3 protein-coding genes are annotated in these 3415 nt (G+C 69.5%); all 3 read left to right on the forward strand.

All coding sequences use genetic code 11. From position 1 onward, the window contains the following. Window positions 1-48 precede the first annotated feature (48 nt). Window positions 49-450 (forward strand): DUF948 domain-containing protein, encoded by a 402-nt coding sequence (locus PKH97_RS15145; protein WP_324388422.1) that lies wholly within the window; start codon window positions 49-51, stop codon window positions 448-450. Next, a complete protein-coding gene (locus tag PKH97_RS15150; RefSeq protein ID WP_324388423.1) occupies window positions 447-803 on the forward strand; it encodes a hypothetical protein in 357 nt (118 codons plus the stop codon). Before PKH97_RS15145 ends, PKH97_RS15150 begins: the two co-directional genes overlap by 4 nt. A gap of 98 nt (window positions 804-901) precedes the next feature. Then, window positions 902-3415, forward strand: a 2514-nt coding sequence (gene alaS / locus PKH97_RS15155; protein ID WP_324388424.1) for an alanine--tRNA ligase, incomplete at its 3' end; no start/stop codon positions are given.

The following is a 3415-nucleotide window of genomic DNA, read 5'->3' on the forward strand; positions in this document are numbered from 1 at the left end:
CTGACGCGCCGACCCGAGGCCGGGCTCGCGGACGGATAGGGTCGCGGCATGTTCTCCGATGTCTCGCTCGGCGATATCGCCCTGTGCGTGCTCGCGCTCTCGGTCGCCTATCTCGTCTATCGGATCGGCTCCCTGGTCGGCAAGGCCGGCAAGATCCTCGACGAGACCCAACTCTCGCTGCGGACAACCACCGAGAATGTGCAGCCAACGCTGGTCAAGCTCACCGACACCGTCGCGCTCACCAACGACCAGCTGGCCCGCGTCGACGGCATCACCAGCAATGTCGGCACCATGACGACCAACGCCAGCGCCCTGACCGGGCTCTTCGCCGCGACCGTCGGCCAGCCGCTGGTCAAGGTTGCCGCCTATTCGTATGGTGTGCGGGCCGCCCTCGGCGGCATGCGCGGCACCGGTGGCGCCCACTCGCGCAAGTCCGGTGGCGACGGATGAGCCGTCGCTCGCGACCAGTGCTCACTGCCGCCGCGGCGGTGGCCGTCGGTGCCGGTGCCTATGCCGTGCACCGCGTCGGCACGTCCTATGACCGGGACAACCCGTTGGCCGGGTGGACCCGCTTCGTCCAGACGGTCAAGGCCGGCGCGGCCGAACGCGAGCGCGACCTGCGCGATGCCCTCGGCCTCGATGCCGGTATGCCCGCGCCCACCGGCCCCGGGGACGGCCGCACCCCGCCGCGCAGCACCCGGCTCCCGGTCACCAGCGAGCCGCTGACTCCCGAGCAGGCCAAGGCGTTGCTCCTCGACCCGGCCGGCCCGCGCCCGGACCGGGTCGCCGAGGAGGGCGACTGAACGGCATACGGCCGGGTTAAGCGGGTGAAGCGGTCCTGACCGCTCGCCTAGACTGGCGTGTCGATTGTCGATCGCCTTTTCGAGAGTGCAGAGAACCGATGGAAACCGCTGAGATCCGGCGCCGCTGGCTGTCCTTCTTCCAGAGCAAGGGCCATGTCGTCGTCCCGTCGGCCCCGCTGATCCACGATGACCCCAATCTGCTCTTCGTCAACGCCGGCATGGTGCCCTTCAAGCCCTATTTCCTCGGCCAGGAGACCCCGCCGGCGCCGCGCGCGACGAGCGTGCAGAAGTGCGTGCGGACCCAGGACATCGAAGAGGTCGGCAAGACCTCCCGGCACGGCACCTTCTTCCAGATGAACGGGAATTTCTCCTTCGGCGACTACTTCAAGGCCGGAGCCATCGAGCTGGCGTGGGAGCTTGTCACCAGCGGCGTCGCGGACGGGGGCTTCGGCCTGGATCCCGAACGCCTGTGGGTCACCGTGCTCGACAACGACGACGAGGCGATCGGCCTCTGGCGTGAGTTGACCGGCATCCCGATGGAGCGCATCGTGCGCCGCGGGCTGGCCGACAACTACTGGCACATGGGCGTGCCCGGCCCCGGCGGCCCGTGCAGCGAGATCTACTACGACCGCGGCCCGGACTACGGGCCTGAGGGCGGCCCGGCAGTCGACGAGGACCGCTTCCTGGAGTTTTGGAACCTCGTCTTCATGCAGGAGTCGCTCTCGACGGTCCGCGCGAAGGTCGACTTCGACATCGAGGCGCCGCTACCGAAGAAGAACATCGACACCGGCATGGGGCTCGAGCGGATGGCCAGCCTGCTCCAGGGCGTCGACAACCTCTACGAGATCGACGAGGTCAAGCCGGTCCTGGTGCGCGCGGCGGAGATGACCGGCAAGGTCTATGGGGCGCATTCCGGTCACTCGGCCGGGGCGTCGCACCCCGACGACGTGCGGCTGCGCGTGGTCGCCGACCATGTGCGCTCCTCGCTGATGCTCATCGGTGATGGCGTTACCCCGGGCAATGAGGGCCGCGGCTATGTGCTGCGTCGCATGCTGCGCCGCGCGGTGCGCTCGATGCGCCTGCTCGGGTATGCCGACCCCTGCCTGCCCGAGTTGCTGCCGGTCTCGCTGGCGAAGATGAAGCTCTCCTATCCCGAGCTGGAGTCCGGCTTCGGCCGCATCAGCCAGATCGCGTATGCCGAGGAGGAGGCCTTCCGCCGTACCCTCGCCGCGGGCACGACCATCCTCGACGTCGCCGTGGAGCGCACCAAGGCATCGGGTGCGGCGACCCTGTCGGGTGACGACGCGTTCGCCCTGCACGACACCTACGGCTTCCCGATCGATCTGACCCTGGAGATGGCGCAGGAGCAGGGGCTCGAGGTCGACCGGGACGGCTTCACCCGGTTGATGACCGAGCAGCGCCAGCGCGCCAAGGCGGACGCGAAGGCGAAGAAGTCCGCACACGGCGACACCACGGCATACCGCGGGGTGGCGGACGCGCTTGGCCACGAGGTCGACTTCACCGGCTACACCGAGGTGTCCAGTCAGGGGCGGGTCGCCGGCGTTCTCGTCGACGGTGCTGCGGTTGGCGCGGCGCACGAGGGGCAGGAGGTCGAGATCGTCCTGGACCGCACGCCCTTCTATGCCGAGGGCGGCGGTCAGTTGGCCGATGGCGGTGTGCTGCGCCTGGCCAATGGTGCGCTCGTCGACATCGGTGACGTCCAGAAGCCGATCACCGGCTTGATCGTCCACCGCGGGGTCGTGGTCTCCGGCGAGGTCTCGCCCGGTGAGGTGGCGCTTGCGGAGGTCGACATCGCCCGGCGGCGATCCATCTCACGCGCGCATACGGCGACGCACATGGTGCATAAGGCGATCCGAGAAGCGTTGGGGGAGACCGCGACTCAGGCCGGGTCGGAGAATTCGCCTGGGCGCTTCCGCTTTGACTTCAACGCCTCGTCGGCCGTGCCGGCGTCGGTGCTGCGCGATGTCGAGGCGCGGGTCAACCACATCCTGCTCGACGACCTCGCGGTCAGCGCCGAGGTGATGACCCAGGCGCAGGCGCGCGAGGCGGGCGCGATGGCGCTCTTCGGCGAGAAGTACGGCAACGCGGTCCGCGTCGTCTCGGTGGGCGACTGGGCGCGTGAGCTGTGTGGTGGCACGCACGCGGAGCACACCAGCCAACTTGGGTTGGTCACCCTGCTCGGTGAGTCGTCGATCGGCTCCGGCGTGCGACGCGTCGAGGCGCTGGTCGGCACTGACGCCTACTCCTTCCTCGCGCGTGAGCGGGCCATCGTCGGCCAGCTCACCGAGTTGATGAAGGGGCGTCCGGAGGAGTTGCCCGAGCGTGTGCATGGCCTGGTCACGCGCCTGAAGGATGCCGAGCGCGAGCTCGACAAGCTGCACAAGGAGCAACTGCAGGCCGCCAGTGGTGCCCTGACGGCGTCGGCCCGCGATGTCGGCGGGACGACCTTCCTCGGTCACGACGCGGGTCTCGATGCGGTCGCCGATGACGCCCGGACGCTGGCGATCGACCTGCGCGGCCGGCTCGGGAACGACCGGCCGACCGTGGTCGCGGTCGCCGCGGCTGGCGGTGGGCGGCCCGTGATCGTCGTC

The sequence above is a fragment of the Nostocoides sp. genome (assembly GCF_035343835.1).
In the GTDB taxonomy this organism is placed as follows: Bacteria; Actinomycetota; Actinomycetes; order Actinomycetales; family Dermatophilaceae; genus Nostocoides_A; species Nostocoides_A vanveenii.